The organism is Pseudomonas sp. KH_046_1, from assembly GCF_057839025.1.
Map to the genome: position 1 here is coordinate 1,555,306 of NZ_CM174481.1, position 23,948 is coordinate 1,579,253.

19 protein-coding genes are annotated in these 23,948 nt (G+C 60.3%); 9 read left to right on the top strand and 10 right to left on the bottom strand.

Annotated elements, in window-relative coordinates; translation table 11 throughout:
* Window positions 1-31: 31 nt before the first annotated feature.
* Complete coding sequence (locus AC3IT9_RS07075) at window positions 32-940, bottom strand: DMT family transporter (protein WP_489272503.1); 909 nt, start codon at window positions 938-940, stop codon at window positions 32-34.
* 159 nt (window positions 941-1,099) lie between these two features.
* Between AC3IT9_RS07075 and aceK the strand changes: the two genes are divergently transcribed.
* The 3 genes from aceK (at window position 1,100) to AC3IT9_RS07090 (ending at window position 8,346) form a co-directional block, all read left to right on the top strand.
* A complete protein-coding gene (gene aceK / locus AC3IT9_RS07080; protein WP_489272504.1) occupies window positions 1,100-2,818 on the top strand; it encodes a bifunctional isocitrate dehydrogenase kinase/phosphatase in 1,719 nt (572 codons plus the stop codon).
* A 150-nt stretch (window positions 2,819-2,968) separates the two neighbouring features.
* Complete coding sequence (hrpA, locus tag AC3IT9_RS07085; protein WP_489272505.1) at window positions 2,969-6,880, top strand: ATP-dependent RNA helicase HrpA; 3,912 nt, start codon at window positions 2,969-2,971, stop codon at window positions 6,878-6,880.
* A 344-nt stretch (window positions 6,881-7,224) separates the two neighbouring features.
* Window positions 7,225-8,346 (top strand): beta-ketoacyl-ACP synthase III, encoded by a 1,122-nt coding sequence (locus AC3IT9_RS07090; RefSeq protein ID WP_489272506.1) that lies wholly within the window; start codon window positions 7,225-7,227, stop codon window positions 8,344-8,346.
* A 234-nt stretch (window positions 8,347-8,580) separates the two neighbouring features.
* Here the strand turns inward: AC3IT9_RS07090 and AC3IT9_RS07095 are convergent, their stop codons facing one another.
* Window positions 8,581-9,912: a putative porin gene (locus tag AC3IT9_RS07095; RefSeq protein WP_150724370.1), complete on the bottom strand. Its 1,332-nt coding sequence runs from the start codon at window positions 9,910-9,912 to the stop codon at window positions 8,581-8,583.
* 280 nt (window positions 9,913-10,192) lie between these two features.
* On the opposite strand from AC3IT9_RS07095, the gene AC3IT9_RS07100 reads away from it, so the two are divergent.
* Entirely contained in the window at window positions 10,193-11,317 is a 1,125-nt protein-coding gene (locus AC3IT9_RS07100; RefSeq protein ID WP_489272507.1) for a GNAT family N-acetyltransferase, read from the top strand.
* 11 nt (window positions 11,318-11,328) lie between these two features.
* Here AC3IT9_RS07100 and aqpZ read toward each other — a convergent pair whose 3' ends face one another.
* From aqpZ to AC3IT9_RS07125, 5 genes are all read right to left on the bottom strand, one after another.
* On the bottom strand, window positions 11,329-12,027 hold the full coding sequence (aqpZ, locus tag AC3IT9_RS07105; RefSeq protein ID WP_046043691.1) for an aquaporin Z: 699 nt from the start codon (window positions 12,025-12,027) through the stop codon (window positions 11,329-11,331).
* A 300-nt stretch (window positions 12,028-12,327) separates the two neighbouring features.
* A complete protein-coding gene (locus AC3IT9_RS07110; RefSeq protein WP_489272508.1) occupies window positions 12,328-14,160 on the bottom strand; it encodes an ABC transporter ATP-binding protein in 1,833 nt (610 codons plus the stop codon).
* 94 nt (window positions 14,161-14,254) lie between these two features.
* On the bottom strand, window positions 14,255-14,818 hold the full coding sequence (locus AC3IT9_RS07115; RefSeq protein WP_150724374.1) for a peptidylprolyl isomerase: 564 nt from the start codon (window positions 14,816-14,818) through the stop codon (window positions 14,255-14,257).
* Between the two features lie 3 nt (window positions 14,819-14,821).
* Window positions 14,822-15,625, bottom strand: a complete 804-nt coding sequence (locus AC3IT9_RS07120; protein ID WP_223445879.1) for an alpha/beta fold hydrolase — start codon at window positions 15,623-15,625, stop codon at window positions 14,822-14,824.
* Between the two features lie 14 nt (window positions 15,626-15,639).
* A complete protein-coding gene (locus tag AC3IT9_RS07125) occupies window positions 15,640-16,563 on the bottom strand; it encodes a PA3225 family LysR-type transcriptional regulator (protein ID WP_007972479.1) in 924 nt (307 codons plus the stop codon).
* Window positions 16,564-16,612: 49 nt separating this feature from the next.
* Between AC3IT9_RS07125 and AC3IT9_RS07130 the strand changes: the two genes are divergently transcribed.
* The 3 genes from AC3IT9_RS07130 (at window position 16,613) to AC3IT9_RS07140 (ending at window position 18,915) form a co-directional block, all read left to right on the top strand.
* Window positions 16,613-16,927, top strand: coding sequence for a 3-phosphoglycerate kinase (locus AC3IT9_RS07130; RefSeq protein WP_150724377.1), 315 nt, complete (start codon window positions 16,613-16,615; stop codon window positions 16,925-16,927).
* A gap of 168 nt (window positions 16,928-17,095) precedes the next feature.
* Window positions 17,096-17,695, top strand: coding sequence for an FMN-dependent NADH-azoreductase (locus AC3IT9_RS07135; RefSeq protein ID WP_150724378.1), 600 nt, complete (start codon window positions 17,096-17,098; stop codon window positions 17,693-17,695).
* Window positions 17,696-18,036: 341 nt separating this feature from the next.
* Window positions 18,037-18,915, top strand: a complete 879-nt coding sequence (locus tag AC3IT9_RS07140; RefSeq protein WP_489272511.1) for a carboxylate/amino acid/amine transporter — start codon at window positions 18,037-18,039, stop codon at window positions 18,913-18,915.
* Window positions 18,916-18,933: 18 nt separating this feature from the next.
* Here AC3IT9_RS07140 and AC3IT9_RS07145 read toward each other — a convergent pair whose 3' ends face one another.
* Window positions 18,934-19,821, bottom strand: coding sequence for a LysR family transcriptional regulator (locus AC3IT9_RS07145; RefSeq protein ID WP_150724380.1), 888 nt, complete (start codon window positions 19,819-19,821; stop codon window positions 18,934-18,936).
* Between the two features lie 158 nt (window positions 19,822-19,979).
* On the opposite strand from AC3IT9_RS07145, the gene AC3IT9_RS07150 reads away from it, so the two are divergent.
* Window positions 19,980-20,624 (top strand): hydrolase, encoded by a 645-nt coding sequence (locus tag AC3IT9_RS07150; RefSeq protein ID WP_150724381.1) that lies wholly within the window; start codon window positions 19,980-19,982, stop codon window positions 20,622-20,624.
* A 135-nt stretch (window positions 20,625-20,759) separates the two neighbouring features.
* On the opposite strand, the gene AC3IT9_RS07155 is transcribed toward AC3IT9_RS07150, so the two are convergent.
* Entirely contained in the window at window positions 20,760-22,058 is a 1,299-nt protein-coding gene (locus tag AC3IT9_RS07155) for a mechanosensitive ion channel family protein (RefSeq protein WP_489272513.1), read from the bottom strand.
* A gap of 192 nt (window positions 22,059-22,250) precedes the next feature.
* On the opposite strand from AC3IT9_RS07155, the gene AC3IT9_RS07160 reads away from it, so the two are divergent.
* Window positions 22,251-23,591 (top strand): DEAD/DEAH box helicase, encoded by a 1,341-nt coding sequence (locus AC3IT9_RS07160; protein WP_046043701.1) that lies wholly within the window; start codon window positions 22,251-22,253, stop codon window positions 23,589-23,591.
* 62 nt (window positions 23,592-23,653) lie between these two features.
* On the opposite strand, the gene AC3IT9_RS07165 is transcribed toward AC3IT9_RS07160, so the two are convergent.
* Entirely contained in the window at window positions 23,654-23,932 is a 279-nt protein-coding gene (locus tag AC3IT9_RS07165; RefSeq protein ID WP_353742288.1) for a hypothetical protein, read from the bottom strand.
* Window positions 23,933-23,948 lie beyond the last annotated feature (16 nt).

Genomic DNA, 23,948 nt, shown 5'->3' on the forward strand with positions numbered 1-23,948 from the left:
GATTTTTGGCGTCATCTGAAACACAACAACTCTACCGGTCCGCCACCAATTGCGGTTTCACAGCAGCCGGCTTCAACACCAACCACAACGCCAGCGCAATCAACAACCCGCCATAGATATGCGCCATCGACAGCGGCTCATCGAGAAACAATGCCCCCCACAACACGCCGAACAGCGGGATCAAAAAGGTCGTAGTCATCGATTTCACCGGACCAATCGAGCTCAGGAGCCGGAAGTAAACAATGTACGCAAACGCCGTGCATCCCAGACCCAACCCCAGCAACGAGAGCCAGACACTCCAGCCGCCCCAGGTCGCGGGTGGTTGGCTGATCACGCTGTAGCCGAACAGCGGCAGCAGGAACAACGTCGCGCCGAGCATGCTGCCCACTGCCGACAAACGGCTGTCGAGACCACCGGCCTGATCGAGCCAGCGGCGGGCCAGAAACCCCGCAAATCCGTAGCAAGTGGTCGCGAGCAGGCAAGCGACGGCACCCATCAGCAGTTGCATATCGAACGCCACCGGACCGGCTCGGGTCAGCACGCCCACGCCGAACAGCCCCAGGAACACGCCGCCGAGTTTGGCGCCAGTGAGCCTTTCATGGAAAAACAGGCCGCCAATCAGTACGCCCATCAAGGGGGTCGTGGCATTGAAAATCGACGAGTAACCGGCTGGTAGCACCTGCGCGGCCACCGAGTAAAGCGTCGCCGGGATGCCGGAGTTGATCACCCCGAGCAGCATCACGGTCTTGAGTTTGCCCTTGAAATCCCAACTGATGCGCATCAGGCCGAGAATCACCAGCAGTCCGGCAGCGGCTATCGATACACGGAAAAAAGCGGTAGGAATGCTGCCGATCACCGGGGCGATGATGCGCATGAACAGAAAACTCGCACCCCAAATGGCCGCCAGGGACAGTAAACGGAAAATATCGACGGGGTTCACAGCGAGGTCCTTCCTTGGGGGAGGGGCGAAAGTGTTGCTGAGTGTGTGATCGATGGCAACCGAAAACCGGGCATTTAATTCACCCGGAAAATTACGCTTCTCCTGCACCCGGTTCACTGGCTAAGCTCAAGCCTCCCGAATTCCCGCAGAGGTCTCACCATGCCGCAGCAGTGGCCAGCCGCCGACATCGCCCGCTTGATCCTCGATGGCTTTGACGATTACCGCGAGCATTTTCGCCAGATCACCGACGGCGCCCGGGCCCGCTTCGAACAGGCCCGGTGGCAAGAGACGCAGTCGGCGTCGGCGGCGCGGATCAATCTGTACGAAGACAAGGTCGGTGAAACGGTGGAGCGACTGCGCACCGCGTTTGACCCAGGCACCCTGGACGTCAGCTGCTGGCCGCTGGTCAAAAGCGCCTACATCAGCCTGATCGACCTGCGCTTCGACGATGAACTGTCCGAGACCTGGTACAACTCGATCTTCTGCGGGCTGTTCAGCCATGACCTGATCAGCGATGGCTGCATGTTCATCCACACCACCCGGCCGAGCCTGCGCCGTGCCCGGGCCGCGCAAACCCGCACGTACAAGCCGCAAGGTCAATTGTCGGCCATGCTCGCCAGCATCTTCGCCGATTACCGCTTCAGTGAGGATTACGCCGACCTGGCCGGTGACTTGAAGCGCCTCGAAGCGCAGTTGCGCGAGAACCTGCCGGATTGGGTGTGCAAAGACCCGGAGTTGAGCGTCGAACTGTTTTCCTCGGTGCTGTACCGCAATAAAGGCGCGTACCTGGTGGGGCGCATCTACACCGCTGACGAGCAATGGCCGCTGGCGATTCCATTGCTGCACCTCGAGGGTCGCGGCATCCAGATCGATGCGCTGATCACCGATGAGGCGGACGTGTCGATCATCTTCTCGTTCACCCGCTCGTATTTCATGGTGGATGTGCCGGTGCCGGCAGAGTTCATTGGCTTCCTGCGACGCATCCTGCCGGGCAAGCACATTGCCGAGCTGTACACCTCGATTGGCTTCTACAAGCACGGCAAGTCGGAGTTCTACCGGGCGCTGATCAATCACCTGGCCAACACCGACGACCAGTTCATCATGGCCCCCGGTGTGCGCGGTATGGTCATGAGCGTGTTCACCCTGCCGGGTTTCAACACCGTGTTCAAAATCATCAAGGACCGTTTCTCGCCGTCGAAAAACGTCGACCGCGCCACGGTGATCGAAAAGTACCGCCTGGTGAAAAGCGTCGACCGGGTCGGGCGCATGGCCGATACCCAGGAGTTTGCCGATTTCCGTTTCCCCCTGAGCAAGTTCGATCCGGCGTGCCTGGAGGAACTGCTGGAAGTCGCGCCGTCCACGGTGTCGGTGGAAGGCGACACGGTGTTGATCCGTCACTGCTGGACCGAGCGCCGCATGACCCCGCTGAACCTCTACCTGGAAAACGCCAACGAGGCGCAGGTACGCGAAGCCCTGGAAGACTACGGGCTGGCGATCAAGCAACTGGCGGCGGCCAACATCTTTCCCGGCGATATGCTGCTGAAGAACTTCGGCGTTACCCGTCACGGTCGTGTGGTGTTCTACGACTACGACGAGATCTGCTTCCTCACCGAGGCCAACTTCCGCCACATCCCGCTACCGCGTACACCCGAAGATGAAATGGCGTCCGAACCGTGGTACTCGATCGGGCCGTTGGACGTGTTCCCCGAGGAGTTTCCGCCGTTCCTGTTTGCCGATTTCGGGCAACGCAAGTTGTTCGATCAGCTGCATGGCGAGTTGTACAACGCCGATTACTGGAAGAGCCTGCAGGAAGCGATTCGGGCCGGGAAGGTGATTGATGTATTCCCCTATCGGCGTAAAGGTTTGGACAACGAGTAGTTCTCACAGACGCCATCGCGAGCAAGCTCGCTCCCACAGGTCAAGCGCGGTCCCTGTGGGAGCGAGCTTGCTCGCGATCGGCCGCGCAGCGGTCGTAAAATCTGCGACAATCCGCACCCTGCGCCACTAGACGACTGAATTGCGTACCCGATGACCGACGAATCGCCCTCCATCGACAAACTGCTGAAAAACCTCGATCACGCCATGCTCGCCGACCGCCACCGGCTGCGGCGGCAGTTGCTTGAGCTGCGCAAGAAACCCGATGAGGCCAGGCTGGGCCAGTGGGTGACGCGGATGCAGGCGTCCTGTGAGCAGGTGCTGGCGCGCAAGGCCAGCCTGCCGGTGATTCGTTACGACGACAGCCTGCCGATCGCCGCCAAGCGCGACGAAATCAAAAAGGCGCTGGAAAAGCACCAGGTGCTGATCATCGCCGGTGAGACCGGCTCGGGCAAAACCACCCAGTTGCCGAAGATCTGCCTGGAAATCGGTCGCGGCCAGCATGGCCTGATCGGCCACACCCAGCCGCGCCGGATCGCTGCGCGTAGCGTCGCCAGCCGGGTTGCTGAAGAATTGGGCACGCCGCTGGGTTCGTTGGTCGGTTATCAGGTGCGGTTCGAGGATCAGAGCGATTCGAGCACCCTGATCAAGCTGATGACCGACGGTATCCTGCTGGCGGAAACCCAGAACGACCGCTACCTGGAACGCTACGACACGATCATCGTCGACGAAGCCCACGAACGCAGCCTCAACATCGACTTCCTGCTCGGCTACCTGAAAACCCTGCTGCCGCGTCGTCCTGACCTGAAGGTCATCATCACTTCGGCGACCATCGACCTGGAGCGCTTCTCCAAGCACTTCGATGACGCGCCGATTGTCGAAGTCTCCGGCCGCACCTACCCGGTGGACACCTGGTATCGCCCGCTGACGCTTGAGCAGGACGAAGAGGGCAACCGCGTCGAGGACGACCTGACCGTGGATCAGGCGATCCTCGCCACCCTCGACGAAATCGCCGCCTATGAGCGCAGTGAACGCCGCAGTCCCGGTGACGTGCTGGTGTTCCTGCCCGGTGAACGCGAGATTCGTGACGCTGCCGACATGCTGCGCAAGGCCCAACTGAAACACACCGAAATCCTGCCGTTGTACGCGCGACTGTCGCCAGCCGAGCAACAGCGGATTTTCCAGTCGCACCCGGGCCGTCGTGTGGTACTGGCGACCAACGTCGCGGAAACCTCGCTGACCGTGCCGGGCATTCGTTATGTGATCGACAGCGGTACCGCGCGCATCAGCCGCTACAGCTACCGGGCCAAGGTCCAGCGCCTGCCCATCGAAGCCATTTCCCAGGCCAGCGCCAACCAGCGTAAGGGCCGCTGCGGACGGGTCGAGCCGGGCATCTGTGTACGCCTGTACAGCGAAGAGGACTTCCTCGGTCGTCCGGAATTTACCGATCCGGAAATCCTGCGCACTAACCTCGCGGCGGTCATCTTGCAGATGCTGCACCTGCGCCTCGGCGAGGTCAGCGCGTTCCCGTTCATCGAGCCGCCGGATGGCAAGGCCATCAGCGACGGGTATAACCTGCTGCAGGAACTCTCGGCGGTGGACCGCAACAGTGAGCTGACTCCGCTCGGTCGCCAATTGGCGCGGCTGCCGGTGGACCCGCGCATGGGCCGCATGTTGCTCGAAGCGGCCAAGCTCGGCAGCTTGCAGGAAGTGCTGATCGTCGCCAGCGCCATGTCGATCCAGGACCCGCGCGAGCGTCCGCCGGAGCGTCAGCAAGCGGCGGATCAGGCCCACGCCCAGTGGAAAGACGCCGACTCGGACTTCGCCGGGCTGGTCAATCTGTGGCGCGGTTTCGAAGAACAGCGCCAGGCGCTGACCGCCAGTCCGCTGCGTAACTGGTGCCGCAAGAATTTCCTCAATTACCTGCGCCTGCGCGAGTGGCGCGACTCCCATCGCCAATTGAGCCTGATCTGCCGCGACATGCAGTTGAGCCTCAATAAAGAGCCGGCGGATTATCCGAAACTGCACAAAGCGGTGCTGGTGGGGTTGCTCAGCCAGATCGGGCAGAAAACCGAAGACGGCGATTATCTTGGCGCCCGTCAGCGGCGGTTCTGGATTCACCCATCGTCGGGCATCGGCAAGAAGCGCCCGCAATGGCTGATGACCGCCGAACTGGTGGAAACCACCAAGCTCTACGCGCGCATGGTGGCGAAGATCGACGCCGACTGGATCGAGCCGCTGGCCGGGCACCTGATCAAGAAAAACCACTTCGAACCCCACTGGGAGAAGAAGCGCGGCCAGGTCGTGGCGTTCGAGCAGATCACCCTGTTCGGGTTGATTGTGGTCGGGCGCCGGCCGGTGCATTACGGCCCGGTCGACCCCGTGGTGTCCCGCGAATTGTTCATCCGCGAAGCGTTGGTGCGCGGCGAGATTCAGTCCAAGGCCAAGTGCCTGACGGCCAACAAGCAATTGCTGGAACAGCTCGACGAACTGGAAGCCAAGGCCCGCCGTCGCGACATCCTCGCCGATGAAGAAACCCTGTACGCCTTCTACGACGCGCGACTGCCGGCGGAGATCCACCAGACCGCGACTTTCGACAGCTGGTACCGGATCAACAGCCAGAAAGACCCGCAGCTGCTGATCATGCGCGAAGAAGACGTGCTGGCCCGTGAAGCCAGTGAAGTCACCGCCCAGCATTACCCGGATACGCTGCATATCGGCGATCTGGAATTGGCCCTCAGCTACCACTTCGAACCGAATCACCCGCGCGACGGCGTGACCCTGCGCGTGCCGGCGCCGCTGCTGCCGATGTTGCCACCGGAACGCCTGGAGTGGCTGGTACCGGGTGTCATCGAAGCCAAGTGCATTGCGCTGGTGCGCAACCTGCCCAAGGCCTTGCGCAAGAATTTCGTGCCAGTGCCGGACTTCGTCAAGGCGGCCTTGCAGCGCATGACCTTTGCCGAGGGATCGCTGCCCCAGGCCTTGGGTCGCGAGCTGCTGCGCATGACCGGTGCTCGGGTCAGCGATGAAGCCTGGGCCGAAGCGGCGCAGCAAGTCGAAAGCCATCTGCGGATGAACCTGGAAATCGTCGACGCCCAGGGCAAGTTCCTCGGTGAAGGTCGCGATCTGGCCGAACTGACTGCACGTTTCGCCGAGGCCAGCCAGGCCGCATTGGCCGTGCCGCAAACCGCGAAGAGCCAGCAGCCGGTGGAGCCGAAAGTGTTCGCCGCCGTGGCCGAGAAAACCCAACAGAAGATCGCCGGGCTGTCGATGACGGTCTATCCGGCATTGGTGGAAGAGGGCGGCACAGTCAAGGAAGGGAGGTTCTCGACCCCGGCCGAGGCCGAGTTCCAGCATCGCCGCGCGTTGCAACGCCTGTTGATGCAGCAACTGGCCGAACCTGCCAAGTTCCTCCGTGGCAAGTTGCCGGGCCTGACTGAATTGGGCCTGCTGTACCGCGACATGGGGCGAGTCGATGCGCTGGTGGAAGATATTCTGCTGGCCAGCCTCGACAGCTGCATTCTCGAGGGCGAAGACCCGTTGCCCCGTGACGGCGCTGGTCTGGCGTCCCTGGCCGAGCGCAAGCGTGGCGCCTGGACCGAGCACGCCGAGCGTGTGGCGAAGCTGACCCTGGAAGTCCTCAAGCTTTGGCATGGCCTGCAAAAACGCTTCAAGGGCAAGATCGACCTGGCGCAAGCCGTGGCCCTGAACGACATCAAGCAGCAGCTCAGTCACCTGGTCTACCCGGGGTTTGTCCGGGAAACGCCGATGCAGTGGCTCAAGGAGTTGCCGCGTTACCTCAAGGCGATTGAACAGCGCTTCGAAAAAATCGCTGCCCAGGTGCAGCGCGACCGGGTCTGGAGTGGCGAGTTGAGCGGGTTGTGGACGCAATACCAGACCCGCGCCAACAAACACGCCCAGGAAGGCAAGCGCGATCCGCAGCTGGAGTTGTATCGCTGGTGGCTGGAGGAATACCGGGTTTCGCTGTTTGCCCAGCAATTGGGGACCAAGGTGCCGATTTCCGACAAGCGCCTGAACAAGCAGTGGAGCCAGGTCGAGCCCTGAACCCGAGGTTGGCGCAATACCTGTGGGAGCGAGCTTGCTCGCGATAGGGCCATTACATTCAACATCTATGTTGCATGTCAGGCCGCCATCGCGAGCAAGCTCGCTCCCACAGGTTTTTGTATGGCCTGCAAGTGGGAGTCATCCAGCAAAAAGGGGCCAAAACCCTAGGTTTATGGCAAACTTCGCGCCTATAAACGCCGGCCCCGCGGTTTTGAGCCTTCACGGTCTCGGGCAGGTCGGAATAAAGCGATGCCAGGTTTGCGTCCCCCGGATGGGAATAGACCCTTTGTGTATTGGTACGACGGTACCAATGCTTTCTGCCTGAACAGATTAGAGACACGACCATGCATAATGTCGTCATCAGCGGCACCGGCCTTTACACCCCGGCCAACAGCATCTCCAACGAAGAGCTGGTGCAGTCTTTCAATACGTATGTGGCGCAATTCAACGCCGATAACGCCGAGGCCATCGCACGCGGTGAAGTCGAGGCATTGACCGAGTCCAGCGCCGCGTTCATTGAAAAAGCCTCGGGCATCAAGAGCCGCTTTGTCATGGACAAGGACGGCATCCTCGACCCGCAACGCATGGCACCACGCCTGCCGGAGCGTACCAACGACGAATGGTCGGTACTCTGCCAGATGGCGATCGGCGCCGCCGAACAAGCTCTGCAGCGCGCTGGCAAGACCGCCGCGGACATCGACGGCGTGATCGTCGCCTGCTCCAACCTGCAACGTGCCTACCCGGCCATTGCCATCGAAGTTCAGGAAGCGCTGGGCATCCAGGGGTTCGGTTTCGACATGAACGTGGCGTGCTCGTCCGCTACCTTCGGCATCCAGACCGCCGCCAACAGTGTGCAACTGGGCCAGGCCCGGGCGGTCCTGATGGTCAACCCGGAAGTCTGCACCGGCCACCTGAACTTCCGTGACCGCGACAGCCACTTCATCTTCGGTGACGCTGCCACTGCGGTGATCATCGAGCGCGCCGACCTGGCAACGTCCAAGTACCAGTTCGACATCGTCAGCACCAAGCTGCTGACCAAGTTCTCCAACAACATCCGCAACAACTTCGGCTTCCTCAACCGCGCGGCGGAAGAGGGCATCGGTGCCAAGGACAAACTGTTCGTGCAGGAAGGCCGCAAGGTGTTCAAGGAAGTCTGCCCGCTGGTTGCCGAGCTGATCGGTGAGCATCTGCAAGAGAACCAGCTCAACGTCAGCGACGTGAAGCGCTTCTGGTTGCATCAGGCCAACCTCAGCATGAACCACTTGATCGTCAAGAAACTGCTCGGTCGCGACGCCACCGAACAGGAAGCGCCGGTGATTCTCGACACCTACGCCAACACAAGTTCCGCCGGTTCCGTGATTGCGTTCCACAAGAACCAGGACGATCTGGCCGCCGGTTCGCTGGCCGTGCTCAGTTCGTTCGGTGCCGGTTATTCGATTGGTAGCGTGTTGCTGCGCAAACTGTAGGAGCGAGCTTGCTCCGGGCGGCGTTCCGACGATGGTCGTCAACGATAACGCGATAAACCTGACTCCCTGCGGCGTATTCAGGTTTATCGCGAGCAAGCTCGCTCCTACAAGAGAGGGTTGGCAAAAACAAACAGCCCGGCGTTGATGCATCGGAGGATGATGGGGACCGACACATCAACGCCAGGCTGTAAAAGGAGCCCGGGCTTCCTTGCTCGAGTCGTGTAGCGGGGTGAATCAGAACTTCGCTTCGGCATCCAGTTGCAGGGTGTTGATGTCCGAATCCTTCTTGTTGATGTTGGCGTTGGTCTGGTCCGAGGTCGCCATGTAGTAGGTCGCGCCCAGGGCAAAGTTCTTGTCCAGGTCGTAGCTCACTTTCAACTTGCTGCCGCGCGAACCGGTGAAGCCGTTGGCGAAGTCGGAGTCGGTGAAGGCGCCAACCACAGCGTTACGCTGCACGTCGCGGTAGTTGTAGTCCACGTTGAAGCCGTAGAGCTTGGACTTCACACCGGCCAACCAGCCAGTGTCCTGGTCGTTGCTGGCATCGGTGTTGTTGACGTACTGACCGTAGATCGACAGCGGAACCGGCAGGTTGCTGAAGTCCAGCTGACCAAAGCCTTCGTACAGTTTGAACTGCTCGCCCGGGCTGTTGCCGTTGACGGCCAGTGCGCATGGCGTAGTAACGGTACCCGAGGTAGGGCAAGCGCTGCTGTCGTCGTTGTCGTAGGCGTAGAGACTGCCGCCCAAGGTCATTTTCATGCTGTCGGTGATGGCGAAGCGCGCACCCAACTGGCCAGCGTACAGACGCAGGTCGTGCTTGAACTGCACGCCTTCGCCGTCGACGTTGTCCTTGAGGGTGTAGTGACCGGCGCTACCGAACAGCTCGGTGCTGCCGCTCAGCGGGTACTTGTAGGTAACGGCCAGACCTTCCGGGCTGATGTCGCTATCCCAGATGATGTCGCCCATGCTCACCCATTGTTGCGGCATCTTGCCGCCAACCAGGTGCAGGTTCTTGATCGCGTCCGGGTGGTAGTCGATGTAACCCTGGTCCAGCCAGATCTGCTTCTTGTCGAAGTAGTTGTCCAGGCTCTGGTTGGTCGAGCGAGCGTCGTCGTTGTTGCCGGTGGCGATACGGATACCGGTGTCGACTTGCGGGTTGATTTGGGTGTAGGCACCCAGGCGGGCACGAATGCGCTGACGGTCCTGGTCTTTGTTGTTGGATACGCCATCGTTGTGGACGTTTTCCTGACGGAAGCGCACGTCGCCCTTGAACTGGGTCTTTGCCGCCCATGCAAGCTTCTGGTCGAAAGCGCTCAGTGTGTCGGTTTTCTTCGCGGTGGCCGCGATTTGCTCGTTGGTCTCTTGCTGAGCCTGACGGGCGATCTGCTGGTCTTTCTGATCCCTGGCCAGCTCGGCTTGCAGTTCGCTGTACTGCGCGTTGGTGATCGAGCCGTTAGCCTTGAGCATGTCGAGCAGTTTGGCGTCGACTGCGGCACTGGCCGGAACACTCATGGCCAGCAACAGGCCACCGCACAAGGCCGCCGCAGTTTTCGTGGAAGCAAGACGCATATCAATCTCCGAAGATGAGAGGGGATGACAGAGCCATCCGGGACACAACCGACCATAAGGGGCGGAAAACAGTGACCGGGTATAACCCGGCGCTCTAAAAACAGGCGCCAGTATCGCGATGGTTTATGACAGAGCAGTGGCAATGTGATGTCATGTCGGTGACGATACAAAGTCGCCGTGAACTATTGAGTTAGAGCACTGTCGTCGTTTTGCCCGTGTGCATTGCAGAGCGATAGGCGATACTCGCGGGGCTTTCACGCCATGAAGAGTGAGGATGGTGATGCCGTTGCAACGCCTGCAAAAACTGTCAGAAATCGCCCCGCAGATATGGGACGCACTGGTGCCCGAGACTCAGCCTTTTCTGCGTCACGCTTTTTTGAGCGCACTGGAAGACAGCGGCAGCGTCGGACCCCATACCGGCTGGCAGCCTGAGCATTTGTTGCATGTTGAAGGTGAGCGCTTGATCGCCGCGCTGCCCGGTTATCGCAAGTGGCATTCCTACGGCGAGTATGTGTTCGATCATGCCTGGGCCGATGCCTGTGAGCGTGCCGGCATCGACTACTACCCCAAGCTGTTGAGCGCGGTGCCGTTCAGTCCGGTCACCGGACCACGGCTGCTGGCGGCCACGGTCGAAGACGGTTTCGAGTTATTGAAAAGCCTGCCGGGCTACCTTGAGCTTGAAGGGCTCTCCAGTGCCCACATCAATTTCACCGATCCGTTCACCGACGCGGCACTGAGCGAGCAGCCCGGCTGGCTGCAGCGCGTTGGCTGTCAATACCACTGGCAGAATCGCGGCTACCGGGATTTCCAGGACTTCCTCGACGTGCTCAGTTCGCGCAAGCGCAAACAGATGCGCAAGGAGCGCGAGCAGGTAGCGGGGCAGGGCTTCGATTTCGAATGGCTGGAGGGGCGGGAACTGAGCGAGGCGCAATGGGATTTCGTCTATGCCTGCTACGCCAATACCTACGCAGTGCGCCGGCAAGCGCCGTATCTGACGCGGGAGTTTTTCAGCCTGCTGGCCGAGCGCATGCCGGAGTCGATTCGCGTGGTGCTGGCCAGGCAAGGTTCACGGCCGGTGGCGATGGCGTTCAGTCTGGTGGGGGGCGACAGCTTTTATGGCCGTTACTGGGGATGTCTGGCGGAGTTCGATCGCCTGCATTTCGAGACCTGTTTCTACCAGGGGATGGACTATGCCATTGTCAACGGTTTCCAGCGTTTTGATGCCGGGGCACAGGGTGAGCACAAACTGATTCGTGGATTCGAGCCAGTCATTACGCATTCCTGGCACTACTTGCGGCATCCGGGATTGAAAGCTGCGGTGAAAGACTTCCTTGAGCAGGAGCGACTGGGAGTGCTGGCTTATGCAGAGGATGCAAAGTCAGCCTTGCCTTATCGACAAGGCTGAGCTTCAGCGTTTCAGCTTTCTTCTTTACCCAGCCAGCGATACAGCACGCCGCCGACCACTGCACCGAGTAGCGGTGCGACCCAGAACATCCACAGTTGTTGAATCGCCCAGCCGCCGACGATCAGCGCCGGGCCGGTGCTGCGCGCCGGGTTGACCGAGGTGTTGGTGACCGGGATCGAGATCAGGTGGATCAGCGTCAGCCCCAGGCCGATGGCAATCGGTGCCAGGCCTGCCGGTGCTCGTTTGTCGGTGGCGCCGAGGATGATCAGGATGAACATCGCGGTCATCACCAATTCACAGACAAACCCCGCCGCCATCGAATAGCCGCCAGGCGAGTGTTCGCCGTAGCCGTTGGACGCCAGGCCCCCTGCCAGTTCGAAACCGGGTTTGCCGCTGGCAATGAAATACAGCAGGGCGGCCGCAATCACGCCGCCAATGACCTGGGCAACGATGTAGGCCGGCAGTTCATTGGCCGGAAACCGCCCACCCACAACCAGGCCGAGGGATACCGCGGGGTTGAGATGACAGCCGGAAATATGGCCGATGGCGAAAGCCATGGTCAGCACTGTCAGGCCAAACGCGAAGGACACCCCGAGCAGGCCGATCCCCACCTCCGGAAAAGCTGCCGCCAACACCGCACTGCCGCAACCACCCAACACCAGCCAGAACGTACCTACCAACTCTGTAGCCGAACGTTTTAACAGAGACATGAGAGTGAGCCCTTTCGAGATTATGCTGCCTTTAGCATCCAGCCGATGGACTGCAGAACCATCTCCAGAACGTTGGAGTGAGTACAGCACGGTTTTTTAAGAATTCCAGCAGGCATAAAAACCGCCAGGGCCCGTTGTTGGCGGGGCCTGGCGGTTTTTATGGACTATCGGGATCACTGGATGTCCTTGTGGGAGCGAGCCTGCTCGCGATGACGGAATATCATTCAACAATGATGTTGTCTGACTCACCGCTATCGCGAGCAGGCTCGCTCCTACAGGGGAAGTGTGTTGTTCAGGGGATCAATCGATCCCGACAAACCCACCGGTCTGGTGTTGCCACAACCGCGCATACAATCCGCCATGGGCAAGCAGCTCGGCATGGGTTCCGGTTTCGGCGATCTTGCCGTTTTCCAGCACCACCAGCCGGTCCATCCGGGCGATGGTCGAGAGCCGGTGGGCAATGGCGATCACGGTTTTGCCCTGCATCAGGGTTTCGAGACTTTCCTGGATCGCCGCTTCGACTTCCGAATCCAGTGCTGACGTGGCCTCGTCCATGATCAGGATCGGCGCGTCCTTGAGCAACACACGGGCAATGGCGATGCGCTGGCGCTGGCCACCGGAGAGTTTCACCCCGCGCTCACCGACGTGGGCATCGAAACCGGTGCGGCCTTCAGCGTCCGACAGCGAAGGAATGAATCCGTCTGCCCGGGCCTTGTGCACCGCTTCCCAGAGTTGCGCGTCGGTGGCGTCGGGCTTGCCGTACAGCAGGTTGTCGCGGATCGAGCGGTGCAGCAGCGAGGTGTCCTGGGTGATCATGCCGATGCGTTCGCGCAGGCTTTCCTGGCTGACGTCGGCGATGTTCTGGCCGTCGATCAGGATGCGTCCGCCTTCGACGTCGTACAGGCGCAGCAGCAGGTTCACCAGGGTCGACTTGCCGGCACCGGACGGGCCGATCAGGCCGATTTTCTCGCCAGCCTTGATGGTCAGGTTGAGGCCGCCGATGATCCCGCTCTGCTTGCCGTAGTGGAAATCCACCTGTTCGAAGCGCACTTCGCCACGGGCCACTGCCAGGGGTTTGGCCTGGTCGCGGTCGGTGACGCTGACCGGTTGCGAAATGGTCTGCAGACCGTCCTGAACCATGCCGATGTTTTCGAAAATGCCGGTCACCACCCACATGATCCAGCCGGACATGTTGACGATGCGGATCACCAGGCCGGTGGCCAGGGCAATCGCTCCCACGCTGATCAACGACTGCGTCCACAACCACAGGGCCAGGCCGGTGGTGCAGACGATCAGCAAGCCGTTCATGCTGGTGATGACCACGTCCATGCTGGTGACCACGCGGCCGGCCAGTTGCGCCTTTTCGGTCTGTTCCTTGATGGCTTCGCGGGCGTATTGCTGTTCGAAGTTGGTGTGCGCGAACAATTTCAGGGTGGTGATGTTGGTGTAGCCATCGACAATCCGCCCCATGAGTTTGGAGCGCGCATCGGATGCCACCACCGAGCGATCCTTGACCCGAGGCACGAAGTAGCAGAGGGCGCCGATGAAGGCGAAGATCCAGGTCAGCAGCGGGATAATCAGGCGCCAATCCGCTTCGGCGAACAGCACCAGCGAACTGATGGCGTAGATCAGCACATGCCACAACGCATCCACGGCCTGCACGGCGGAATCGCGCAGTGAGTTGCCGGTTTGCATGATGCGTTGGGCGATGCGCCCGGCGAAGTCGTTCTGGAAGAAATTCAGGCTCTGCTTGAGCACGTAGCTGTGGTTCTGCCAGCGGATCATGCTGGTCATGCTGGGGCTCAGGGTCTGGTGCACCAGCAGATCATGCAGGCCGACAAATATGGGGCGCAGCACCAGCGCAACCACCACCATCCAGGTCAGTTCGAGGGCGTGATCCTGGAACAGACTGACGTTCGGCGTGCCTTGGGCCAGGTCGATGATGCGGCTCAGGTAGCTGAACAACGCCACCTCGATCAAAGCCCCAATCAGGCCGACGATCAGCAGGGCGGCGAAGCTCGGCCAGACCTGCTTGAGGTAATAAGTGTAGAAAGGGAAAACCCGGTCCGGCGGAGACGCCGTCGGTGCTTCACGGAAAACATCGATCAGTTTTTCAAAGCGGCGATAAAGCATTGGTTGTTCGCCCGCGAGCGGGCTCTCCTTTTAACGTTTTGAGCGTTGCCGGCAAGCACCGGCAACGGCTCGGACATCCTTGTCCAGCTTAGTCTCAGTCGATGCGCTTGGCCGACTTGATGAACACCGGATCGGCCGGCACGTCGCGCATACCGTTTTTGCTGGTGGTCGGTGCATTGACGATGATATCGACCACATCCATGCCCTTGACCACTTTGGCGAACACGGCGTAACCGGCATCGCGGCCCGGATCAAGGAAGTCGTTGTCCTTGACGTTGATGAAGAACTGGCTGGTGGCCGAGTCAGGATCGGAGGTGCGTGCCATCGACAGTGTGCCGCGTACGTTATGCAGGCCGTTGCTGGCTTCGTTCTTGATCGGGTCCTTGGTTGGTTTCTGCTGCATCGAGGAACTGAAACCACCGCCCTGGACCATGAAACCCGGGATCACCCGGTGGAAAATCGTGTTGTTGTAGAAGCCACTATCGACGTACGCAAGGAAGTTCTTGGTACTGATCGGAGCCTTGACCGGGTCCAGTTCGATTTCGATCTGGCCGTTGGTGGTGTCCAGCAGCACATGCGGTGCCTTTTCCGGCGTCGCGGCCATCAGGTTGGCGGCAAACAGGACGGAGCCTGCGGCGAGGGCGATTTTTTTCAGCATGGGTCAGTGATCCTGAGTGGTGGTGTCGACTGCGGTCAGAAACTCCAGCAGTGTTTGGTTGAAGTGTTCCGGCTGGTCCAGCGGCGTGGCGTGGCGTGAATCGGCGATCACCACCAGCCGCGCGTCAGGCAGCAGTTTTACGTAGTTTTCCTTCAGCGCCACCGGTGTGTAGTCCCGGTCGGCGCTGACGATGAGGGTTGGACAGGTGACCTTCGAAAGTCGTTCCTGGACTCCCCAGCCGACAATGGCATTGAAGCTGGCGAGATAAGCATGTTTGTCGTTTTTTGCCCAGCGTTCGGCCATTTTTTGTCGCAAGTCGGCCTGCTCGGGTTTCGGGAACAACTTGCCGCCCAGCGCCTTGCCGATGGTGCCCAGGCTAAGGGCGCGCATCAGGCTCCAGCGCTTGAACCACTGCCAGTAGTCATCGCGGCTGCGCAGTTTGACCTCGGGTGCGCTGTTGACGATGCACAGGCTCTTGAGCAGTTGCGGCTGATCCACGCCCAGCTGGAAGCCGATCATGCCGCCCATGGACAGGCCGACATAGTGTGCCGGACCGAGATTGAGGTGCTCGATCAGTGCAATCAGATCAGCGCTGAATCCGGCAATGCTGTAGCGCTCCCGGGGTTTGTCCGAACGGCCGTGACCGCGCACATCCGGGACGATCACCCGGTAGCGGGTGGCAAGTGTCGGGATCTGTTTTTCCCAGTCCAGCGTGCTGGAACCGAGACCGTGGACCAGCAGCAGCGGTATGCCGTGGCCATATTCCTCATAGTGCAGGTTGCAACCTTCGTGTTCGAAATAGGCCATGCATACACTCCGTGTCAGGCTTGTTCGGGGGCGGCGAACGGTGCGTCCAGTGGTGCGGTGTCAAACGTACGCAGCAGTTCGATGAGAATCTGCGTGGCCGGCCCCAGCGGTTTGTCCTTGTTCGAATACAGGTAGAAGCTCGGGTTACGGCTGCCGCCCTGATCCAACGGTAGCAGCTTGAGCGTGCCTTCCTTGAGTTCCCGTTCTATCAAGTGCCTGGGCAGCCAGGCAAAACCAAGGCCGCTGCTGACGAAGGTCGCGGCGGTGGCCAGGCTGCCTACGGTCCAGCGCTGTTCGGCACCGAGCCAGCCGACATCCCGCGGTTGCTGGCGGCCCGAGTCGCGGATCACCACTTGCATCTGGCTTTCCAGGTCCTGGAAGCTCAGCTCGCGGTTGAGGCGGTGCAGGGGATGCTCCGGGTGGGCGACCGCGACGAATTCGACGTCGCTCAATTCCGCGCCCAGGTAACCGGGAATACTGAAACCGGTGATGGCCAGGTCGGCCACGCCTTCGAGCAGGACTTCCTCCACGCCCGACAGCACTTCCTCACGCAGACGCACCCGGCAGCCACGGCTTTGCGGCATGAACGCGGTCAAGGCGCGGACGAGGCGGGCGCTTGGGTAAGCGGCATCGACCACCAGGCGCACTTCGGCTTCCCAGCCCTGCTCCATGTGATGGGCCAGGTCTTCGAGTTGACTGGCCTGTTTCACCAGTTGCCGGGAACGGCGCAACAACACCCCGCCGGCTTCGGTCAGCACGGCTTTGCGTCCGTCGATGCGCAGCAACGGCACGCCGAGCTGATCCTGCATGCGGGCCACGGTGTAGCTGACTGACGATTGCGAGCGATGCAGCGCCTCGGCGGCCTGGGCGAAACCACCGTGATCGACCACGGCCTGCAGCGTTCGCCATTGATCAAGGGTCACGCGGGGCGCTTTCATGTTGAGCTCCTCTTGTCCTAAGCTGGCAGCCCTTATTGGAGGCTGCTGAATGAAAAAATTCTGTTGTGTGCTGCTGGCGCTTCTGCCGCTGACGGCGATGGCTTACCCGATCGATGTGAAAAAAGACCTCAACGGCATGAAGATCGATTACCAGACCTACGACACGGATAGCGACATCGGCTCCATTCAGGTGGCCAACTACGGCGACGTCGATGCGAGCTGCAAGGCCGTTTTCATCAATGGCCCGGAAGCCCCCCGCACTCGCAAGCTCGATGTACCAGCCGGCAAACACAAAAACGCCACGGCCAAATTCAGCCGCAACATCATCAAATTGCGCATCGAGCTGACCTGCACCCCGAAATGACAGCAATCTCCTGTGGGAGCGAGCAAGCCTGCTCCCACAGGGGCATGGTTTGCTTATAAACGAATTTATTGATGGGTTATAGCAGTTATTTGCGCTTTTTCATCGATATGACTCTGTTTAACCTTCACTCCATCGACCTGAAGCATTCTCAGATGGAGGCTACATCCCATGTCCCGCGTTCTGATCATCGAAAGCAGTGCCCGTCAGCAAGACTCGGTTTCCCGTCAGCTGACCCAGACCTTCATCAGCCAGTGGAAAGCCGCTCACCCGAATGACCAGATCACCGTCCGGGACCTGGCCGCCAAGCCGGTGCCGCACCTGGACATCAACCTGCTGGGTGGCTGGATGAAACCCGCCGAGCAGCGCAGCGACATCGAACAGGCGTCCCTGGAACGCTCCAACCAGTTGACCGACGAATTGCTCGCCGCCGATGTACTGGTCATGGCCGCGCCCATGTACAACTTTGCGATCCCCAGCACTCTGAAAGCCTGGCTCGACCATGTGCTGCGTGCCGGCGTGACCTTCAAGTACACCGAAACCGGCCCGCAAGGCCTGCTCAGCGGCAAGCGTGCCTATGTGCTGACGGCTCGCGGCGGCATCTATGCCGGCAGCACCGCCGATCACCAGGAACCGTACCTGCGCCAGGTCATGGGCTTCATCGGCATCCACGACGTGACGTTCATCCACGCCGAAGGCATGAACCTGGGCGGTGACTTCCAGGAGAAAGGCCTGAACCAGGCAAACGCCAAGCTCTCGCAAGTGGCCTGACCGGTTAATCGCCAGATAATCGCTGGATGGTCTAGTGACCTGGCGCAACCCTTCAAGCCTGTACGCGCATCGAACCTCCCTTCGCACTGGTTGCTCCTGAGTGCCCTGGCCCGATTGAACGCTTTAGCGAGATCGGGCTTTTTTTTGCCTGTGATTTTATAGACACCCACGCAACCCTGTGGGAGCGAGCCTGCTCGCGAAAGCGTCGGCACATCCAGCATCTATGTGTCTGGCGCACCGTCTTCGCGAGCAGGCTCGCTCCCACAGGTTTTGTGTTGGTTTAGCGTTCGCGATCAGCAGCAAAAACCGCTATCGTCGCCGCCATTCGAAATGAGGCGAGCATGGGCTATCTACTTTTTGTCACGCTGATCCAGGCGTTTTCCTTCAGTTTGATCGGCGAATACCTGGCCGGTCATGTCGACAGTTACTTCGCCGTGTTGGTACGCGTACTGCTGGCAGGGCTGGTGTTCATCCCGCTGACCCGCTGGCGCTCGGTTGAGCCGGCATTCATGCGCGGCATGCTGCTGATCGGCGCGTTGCAGTTTGGCGTGACCTACGTCTGCCTGTACCTGAGCTTTCGCGTACTGACGGTGCCGGAAGTGTTGCTGTTCACTATCCTCACGCCGCTGCACGTGACACTGATCGAAGATGCGCTCAATCGTCGCTTCAATCCCTGGGCCCTGGTCGCGGCGCTGGTGGCGGTGGCGGGGGCGGCGGTGATTCGCTTTGACCGGATCAACCCGGACTTCTTCATGGGGTTCCTGTTGCTGCAACTGGCCAACTTCACTTATGCCGCTGGCCAGGTGCTCTACAAACACCTGGTCGCACGCCACCCGAGTGATCTGCCGCATTACCGGCGCTTCGGCTACTTCTACCTCGGCGCACTGGCGGTGGTGTTGCCGGCGTTTCTGCTGTTCGGCAAACAGAACTTCCTGCCCGAAGCGCCGCTGCAATGGGGCGTTCTGCTGTTCCTCGGCCTGGTCTCGACCGCTTTGGGGCTCTACTGGTGGAACAAGGGTGCGTGCATGGTCAACGGCGGGACGCTGGCAGTGATGAACAACCTGCATGTGCCGGTGGGGTTGCTGATCAACCTGCTGATCTGGAACCAGCATGAAGAACTGGGGCGGTTGTTGCTCGGCGGTTCGGTGATTTTGCTGGCGGTGTGGATTAGTCGGTTGGGTATACGCCAGTCGTTGGTGGCAAGCCCGCTCCCACAATAGATAGCGTGATCTCGAAAATCACTTCGGCGCCAGTTGCCCCACCAGAAACTCGATAAACGCGCGGGTCTTCTGCGGCACCCGTCGCGCTGACGAATACACCGCGTTGATGGTGATCGCCGGGGCCTGCCAGTCACACAGCACCGGCACCAGTCGCCCGGCCGCCAGCGCATCCTCGACTATGAAGTCGGGCAGCAGGGCGATGCCCATGCCGGCTTCGGCGGCCTGGGCCAGCAAGTCGCCGTTGTTGGCGTGCAGTGGGCCGGTGACATTCACCCGCTGGGTTTCCTTGCCATTGCACAGTTGCAGGCTGACTCCGCTCTGCAGATACCCGTAGTTCAGGCATTGATGGGCGCGCAGATCCTGCGGAGTCTGCGGAACGCCCGCGCGTTCGAGATAAGCCGGGGACGCCACCATGATGCGCGGCGCGGGTGCCAGTTGCCGGGCGATCATCGTCGAGTCGGGCATGCTGGCGATGCGGATGGTTACATCAAATCCACCCCGCACCGGGTCGACCTGCTGGTCGCTGAGCACCAGTTGCAGCTCGATGTTCGGGTGCTGTTCATGAAACAGCGGAATCAATGGCCCCAGCCGCCGAAGACCGAACGACATCGGCGCATTGACCCGCAATACACCGCGTAACTCGCCGATGCCGTCACGGGCGCGTTGCTCGGCCTCGTCCAGTGCCGCCAGCACCTCCCGTGCTGCATCGAAATACTCGGCCCCGGCCTCGGTCAGGTGCAGGCTGCGGGTGGTGCGTTGCAGCAATTGCACACCGATGGCTTCTTCCAGTGCCTGAATCTGTTTGCTGACTTTCGAGCGCGGCACGTCCATGGCCCGGGCGGCTGCAGCGAAGCCGTTCTCGCCGACCGTGACGACGAAGGCGCGCATGCATTCGATGCGATCCATATTGTCCCTATTTTTGAATCAATGATTCTCGATTTTAGGTAATTGTCCCTTTTATAGCCAGCCCCTAAAGTGACATCCAAGCCGACAACAACGCCGCTGAAGGCAAGGTCGACTAACCCCTTACCCATTCGAAGTATCGACATCAAAAGGAACGCGCCATGTCTATTCGTGAACTGCTCAACCCAACCAACTCCGCCCTGATCCTGATCGACCACCAGCCGCAAATGGCTTTCGGCGTGCAGTCCATCGACCGCCAGACCCTGAAGAACAACACCGTGGGCCTGGCCAAGGCGGCGAAGATCTTCAACGTACCGACTATCTACACCTCGGTCGAAACCGAAAGCTTCAGCGGTTACATCTGGCCCGAATTGCTGGCGGTGCACCCGGATCAACAGCCGATCGAGCGCACTTCGATGAACTCCTGGGAAGACAAGGCATTGGTCGACGCGGTGAAAGCCACTGGTCGCAAGAAGCTGATCATTGCTGCGCTGTGGACCGAGGTCTGCCTGACTTTCCCGGCACTGGAAGCCCTGGCTGAAGGCTACGAGGTGTACATCGTCACCGACGCCTCCGGCGGCACCAGCAAGGAAGCCCACGACATGTCGGTGCAACGGATGATTCAGGCCGGCGCGGTGCCGGTGACCTGGCAACAAGTGTTGCTCGAATACCAGCGTGACTGGGCGCACAAGGATACTTACGAGGCGGTGATGGAACTGGTGCTGGAACACAGCGGCGCGTACGGCATGGGCGTGGATTACGCCTACACCATGGTGCACAAGGCACCGCAGCGGCAGGTGAAGTAATCCATAAATACATCAGTAACGATGCGGTTCATGTGGGAGCGGGCTTGCTCGCGAAAACGGAGTGTCAGTCGACATCAATGTTGAATGACCCACCGCATTCGCGAGCAAGCCCGCTCCCACATTTGTTTTTTGGTGTTACACCCTGCGTTTTTCGGCTTCGGGAATATGGCTCGCGCCCAGTACCGCCGGCAATATCCCCGCACGCAAATCCGATCCGCTCGGCTGCTGATAAAGACTCAACCCAAACTCCGGCAGCACCGCCAGCAGGTAGTCGAAAATATCCCCCTGGATCCGCTCGTAATCGGCCCACGCCGTGGTGCGGGTGAAGCAGTAGATTTCCAGCGGAATACCCTGGGCCGTGGTCTGCATCTGGCGCACCATGCAGGTCATGTTCGGCTGGATCCCCGGGTGACACTTCAGGTAGGCCAGCGCATAGGCGCGGAAAGTGCCGATGTTGGTCATCCGCCGGCGATTGGCCGACATGGCCGCGACGTTGCCCTGGGCTTCGTTCCAGGCCTTGAGTTCGGCCTGTTTGCGGGTCATGTAGTCGGTGAGCAAGTGCACCTGGGACAGCTTCTGCTCTTCGTCGTCCCGCAAAAAGCGTACGCCGCTGGCGTCGATGAACAGGCTGCGTTTGATCCGGCGGCCACCGGAAGCCTGCATGCCGCGCCAGTTCTTGAACGACTCGGACATCAGGCGCCAGGTCGGGATCGAGACGATGGTCTTGTCGAAGTTCTGCACCTTGACCGTGTGCAGCGTGATGTCCACCACATCGCCGTCGGCGCCCACCTGGGGCATTTCGATCCAGTCGCCGACCCGCAGCATGTCGTTGCTGGTCAACTGCACGCTGGCGACGAACGACAGCAGCGTGTCCTTGTAGACCAACAGAATCACCGCCGACATGGCACCCAGGCCCGACAGCAGCAACAGCGGCGAGCGGTCGATCAGCGTGGCGACGATGATGATCGCGCCAAATATGTACAACACCATTTTCGCCAGTTGCACATAGCCCTTGATCGAGCGGGTGCGGGCGTGCTCGGTGCGGGCGTAGATGTCCAGCAGGGCGTTGAGCAGGGCACTGACCGCCAGCAGCAGAAACAGGAAGGTGAAGGACAGGGCGACGTTGCCGAGGAAATTCAGGCTGGTTTTGCTCAGGTCCGGCACCAGATTGAGACCGAACTGGAGCACCAGCGAAGGCGTGATCTGCGCCAGGCGATGGAACACCTTGTTCTGCAGAAAATCATTGACCCAGTGCAAGGCCGGTTGGCGGCCGAGCATTTTTGCCGCGTGCAGAATGAGGTAACGCGCCACCCGTCCGAGGAACAGCGCAATTGCCAACAGCAGCAACAGCGACAGGCTGGAGTGCACGAGCGGGTGCTGGTCGAGGGCACCCCAAAGGTCCAGGACATTGGTCCAGAGCTGTTTGATATCCATGGTCGAAAACGATTCTTCTGTAAGGCGCGAGAGGGGATTAGAGCATTTAAGACGCTTTGTATTACGTTTCGGGAAAAATCAGGCAACAAAAAACCAACTGTTTACCGCCATTTGTATAAAGAAACTCGGCCTGAGCGCTCGAAACCGTTACCCTATGCAGCTGTTTTTTTGCATTTCTTCGAGGTAGCACCCGTGTTTTCCCAATTCGCCCTGCACGAACGCCTGCTCAAAGCCGTGGCCGAGCTGAAATTTGTCGAGCCAACGCCTGTGCAAGCCGCGGCCATCCCGCTGGCGCTCCAGGGGCGTGACCTGCGGGTGACGGCGCAAACCGGTAGCGGCAAAACCGCTGCATTCGTTTTGCCCATCCTCAACCGTCTGATCGGCCCGGCGAAAATCCGTGTCAGCATCAAGACCCTGATCCTGCTGCCGACCCGCGAACTGGCCCAGCAGACCTTGAAAGAAGTTGAACGTTTCTCGCAGTTCACCTTCATCAAGTCCGGCCTGATCACCGGCGGCGAAGACTTCAAGGTCCAGGCTGCCATGCTGCGCAAGGTGCCGGACATCCTGATCGGTACGCCGGGCCGGATGATCGAGCAATTGAACGCCGGCAACCTCGACTTGAAAGAAGTTGAAGTACTGGTGCTCGACGAAGCCGACCGTATGCTCGACATGGGCTTCGCCGATGACGTTCAGCGTCTGGTGGACGAGTGCACCAACCGTCAGCAGACCATGCTGTTCTCCGCCACCACCGGTGGTTCGGGCCTGCGCGAGATGATCGCCAAAGTCCTGAACAACCCTGAGCACTTGCAGCTCAACGCGGTCAGCCAGCTGAACGAAACCACCCGTCAGCAAATCATCACCGCTGACCACAACCAGCACAAAGAACAGATCGTCAACTGGCTGCTGGCCAACGAGACCTACCAGAAGGCCATCGTCTTCACCAACACCCGGGCCATGGCCGACCGTATCTACGGCCGCCTGGTGGCGCAGGAATACAAGGCGTTCGTGCTGCACGGCGAGAAAGACCAGAAGGATCGCAAACTGGCGATCGACCGCCTGAAGCAGGGCGGCGTGAAAATCCTCGTGGCCACCGACGTCGCCGCTCGCGGTCTGGACGTGGACGGCCTGGACCTGGTGATCAACTTCGACATGCCGCGCAGCGGCGACGAATACGTGCACCGCATCGGTCGTACCGGCCGCGCCGGTAACGACGGCCTGGCCATCTCGCTGATCTGCCACGGCGACTGGAACCTGATGTCGAGCATCGAGCGCTACCTCAAGCAGAGCTTCGAGCGCCGTACCATCAAGGAAGTCAAAGGCACCTACGGCGGACCGAAAAAGGTCAAGGCCTCGGGCAAGGCCGTCGGCGTGAAGAAGAAAAAGACCGACGCCAAGGGCGACAAGAAGAAAACCGCCGCCAAGACCCCGACCAAGCGCAAGAGCGCCAACCGGCCGAAGAGCGACTCCCTGGTCAGCAAGGACGGCATGGCCCCGCTCAAGCGCCGCAAGCCGGAAGCGCCAGCGGCTGAGTAAGTCGTTGTAGACGGCCTGTGAAAAACCCGGACAGTGTCCGGGTTTTTTTTGCCTGGCGTTTATCAGCCTTCGGCTTTCTTCTCGGCGGACTCCAATTCCTTCAAACGCTGGTCAATCAACTGACACTTGTCCGGAAGGTCTTTGGAGGCAGTGCCCAGATCCATTTTCTGCAACTCATCATTCATCTCCTTGGCCTTGGTCGGGTTTTGCTCGGTGAGCCTGGCCACTTCCCGGGCCAGTTGTTCGCGCTTGGCGGTGGCTTCATCGAGGGTGCAGGCCCAGGCGGGCAGGGCGCAGGTGAGGGCAGCGGCGAGAGTGAGCTTCTTCAGCAGTGGTTTCATGGGGGCGGGCCTCAGC

Excerpts from the sequence above, each read along its gene's own strand:
- aceK (WP_489272504.1), top strand. The coding sequence starts at position 1,100 with ATGCCGCAGCAGTGGCCAGCCGCCGACATCGCCCGCTTGATCCTCGAT.
- hrpA (WP_489272505.1), top strand. The coding sequence starts at position 2,969 with ATGACCGACGAATCGCCCTCCATCGACAAACTGCTGAAAAACCTCGAT.
- AC3IT9_RS07090 (WP_489272506.1), top strand. The coding sequence starts at position 7,225 with ATGCATAATGTCGTCATCAGCGGCACCGGCCTTTACACCCCGGCCAAC.
- AC3IT9_RS07095 (WP_150724370.1), bottom strand. The coding sequence starts at position 9,912 with ATGCGTCTTGCTTCCACGAAAACTGCGGCGGCCTTGTGCGGTGGCCTG.
- AC3IT9_RS07100 (WP_489272507.1), top strand. The coding sequence starts at position 10,193 with ATGCCGTTGCAACGCCTGCAAAAACTGTCAGAAATCGCCCCGCAGATA.
- aqpZ (WP_046043691.1), bottom strand. The coding sequence starts at position 12,027 with ATGTCTCTGTTAAAACGTTCGGCTACAGAGTTGGTAGGTACGTTCTGG.
- AC3IT9_RS07110 (WP_489272508.1), bottom strand. The coding sequence starts at position 14,160 with ATGCTTTATCGCCGCTTTGAAAAACTGATCGATGTTTTCCGTGAAGCA.
- AC3IT9_RS07115 (WP_150724374.1), bottom strand. The coding sequence starts at position 14,818 with ATGCTGAAAAAAATCGCCCTCGCCGCAGGCTCCGTCCTGTTTGCCGCC.
- AC3IT9_RS07120 (WP_223445879.1), bottom strand. The coding sequence starts at position 15,625 with ATGGCCTATTTCGAACACGAAGGTTGCAACCTGCACTATGAGGAATAT.
- AC3IT9_RS07125 (WP_007972479.1), bottom strand. The coding sequence starts at position 16,563 with ATGAAAGCGCCCCGCGTGACCCTTGATCAATGGCGAACGCTGCAGGCC.
- AC3IT9_RS07130 (WP_150724377.1), top strand. The coding sequence starts at position 16,613 with ATGAAAAAATTCTGTTGTGTGCTGCTGGCGCTTCTGCCGCTGACGGCG.
- AC3IT9_RS07135 (WP_150724378.1), top strand. The coding sequence starts at position 17,096 with ATGTCCCGCGTTCTGATCATCGAAAGCAGTGCCCGTCAGCAAGACTCG.
- AC3IT9_RS07140 (WP_489272511.1), top strand. The coding sequence starts at position 18,037 with ATGGGCTATCTACTTTTTGTCACGCTGATCCAGGCGTTTTCCTTCAGT.
- AC3IT9_RS07145 (WP_150724380.1), bottom strand. The coding sequence starts at position 19,821 with ATGGATCGCATCGAATGCATGCGCGCCTTCGTCGTCACGGTCGGCGAG.
- AC3IT9_RS07150 (WP_150724381.1), top strand. The coding sequence starts at position 19,980 with ATGTCTATTCGTGAACTGCTCAACCCAACCAACTCCGCCCTGATCCTG.
- AC3IT9_RS07155 (WP_489272513.1), bottom strand. The coding sequence starts at position 22,058 with ATGGATATCAAACAGCTCTGGACCAATGTCCTGGACCTTTGGGGTGCC.
- AC3IT9_RS07165 (WP_353742288.1), bottom strand. The coding sequence starts at position 23,932 with ATGAAACCACTGCTGAAGAAGCTCACTCTCGCCGCTGCCCTCACCTGC.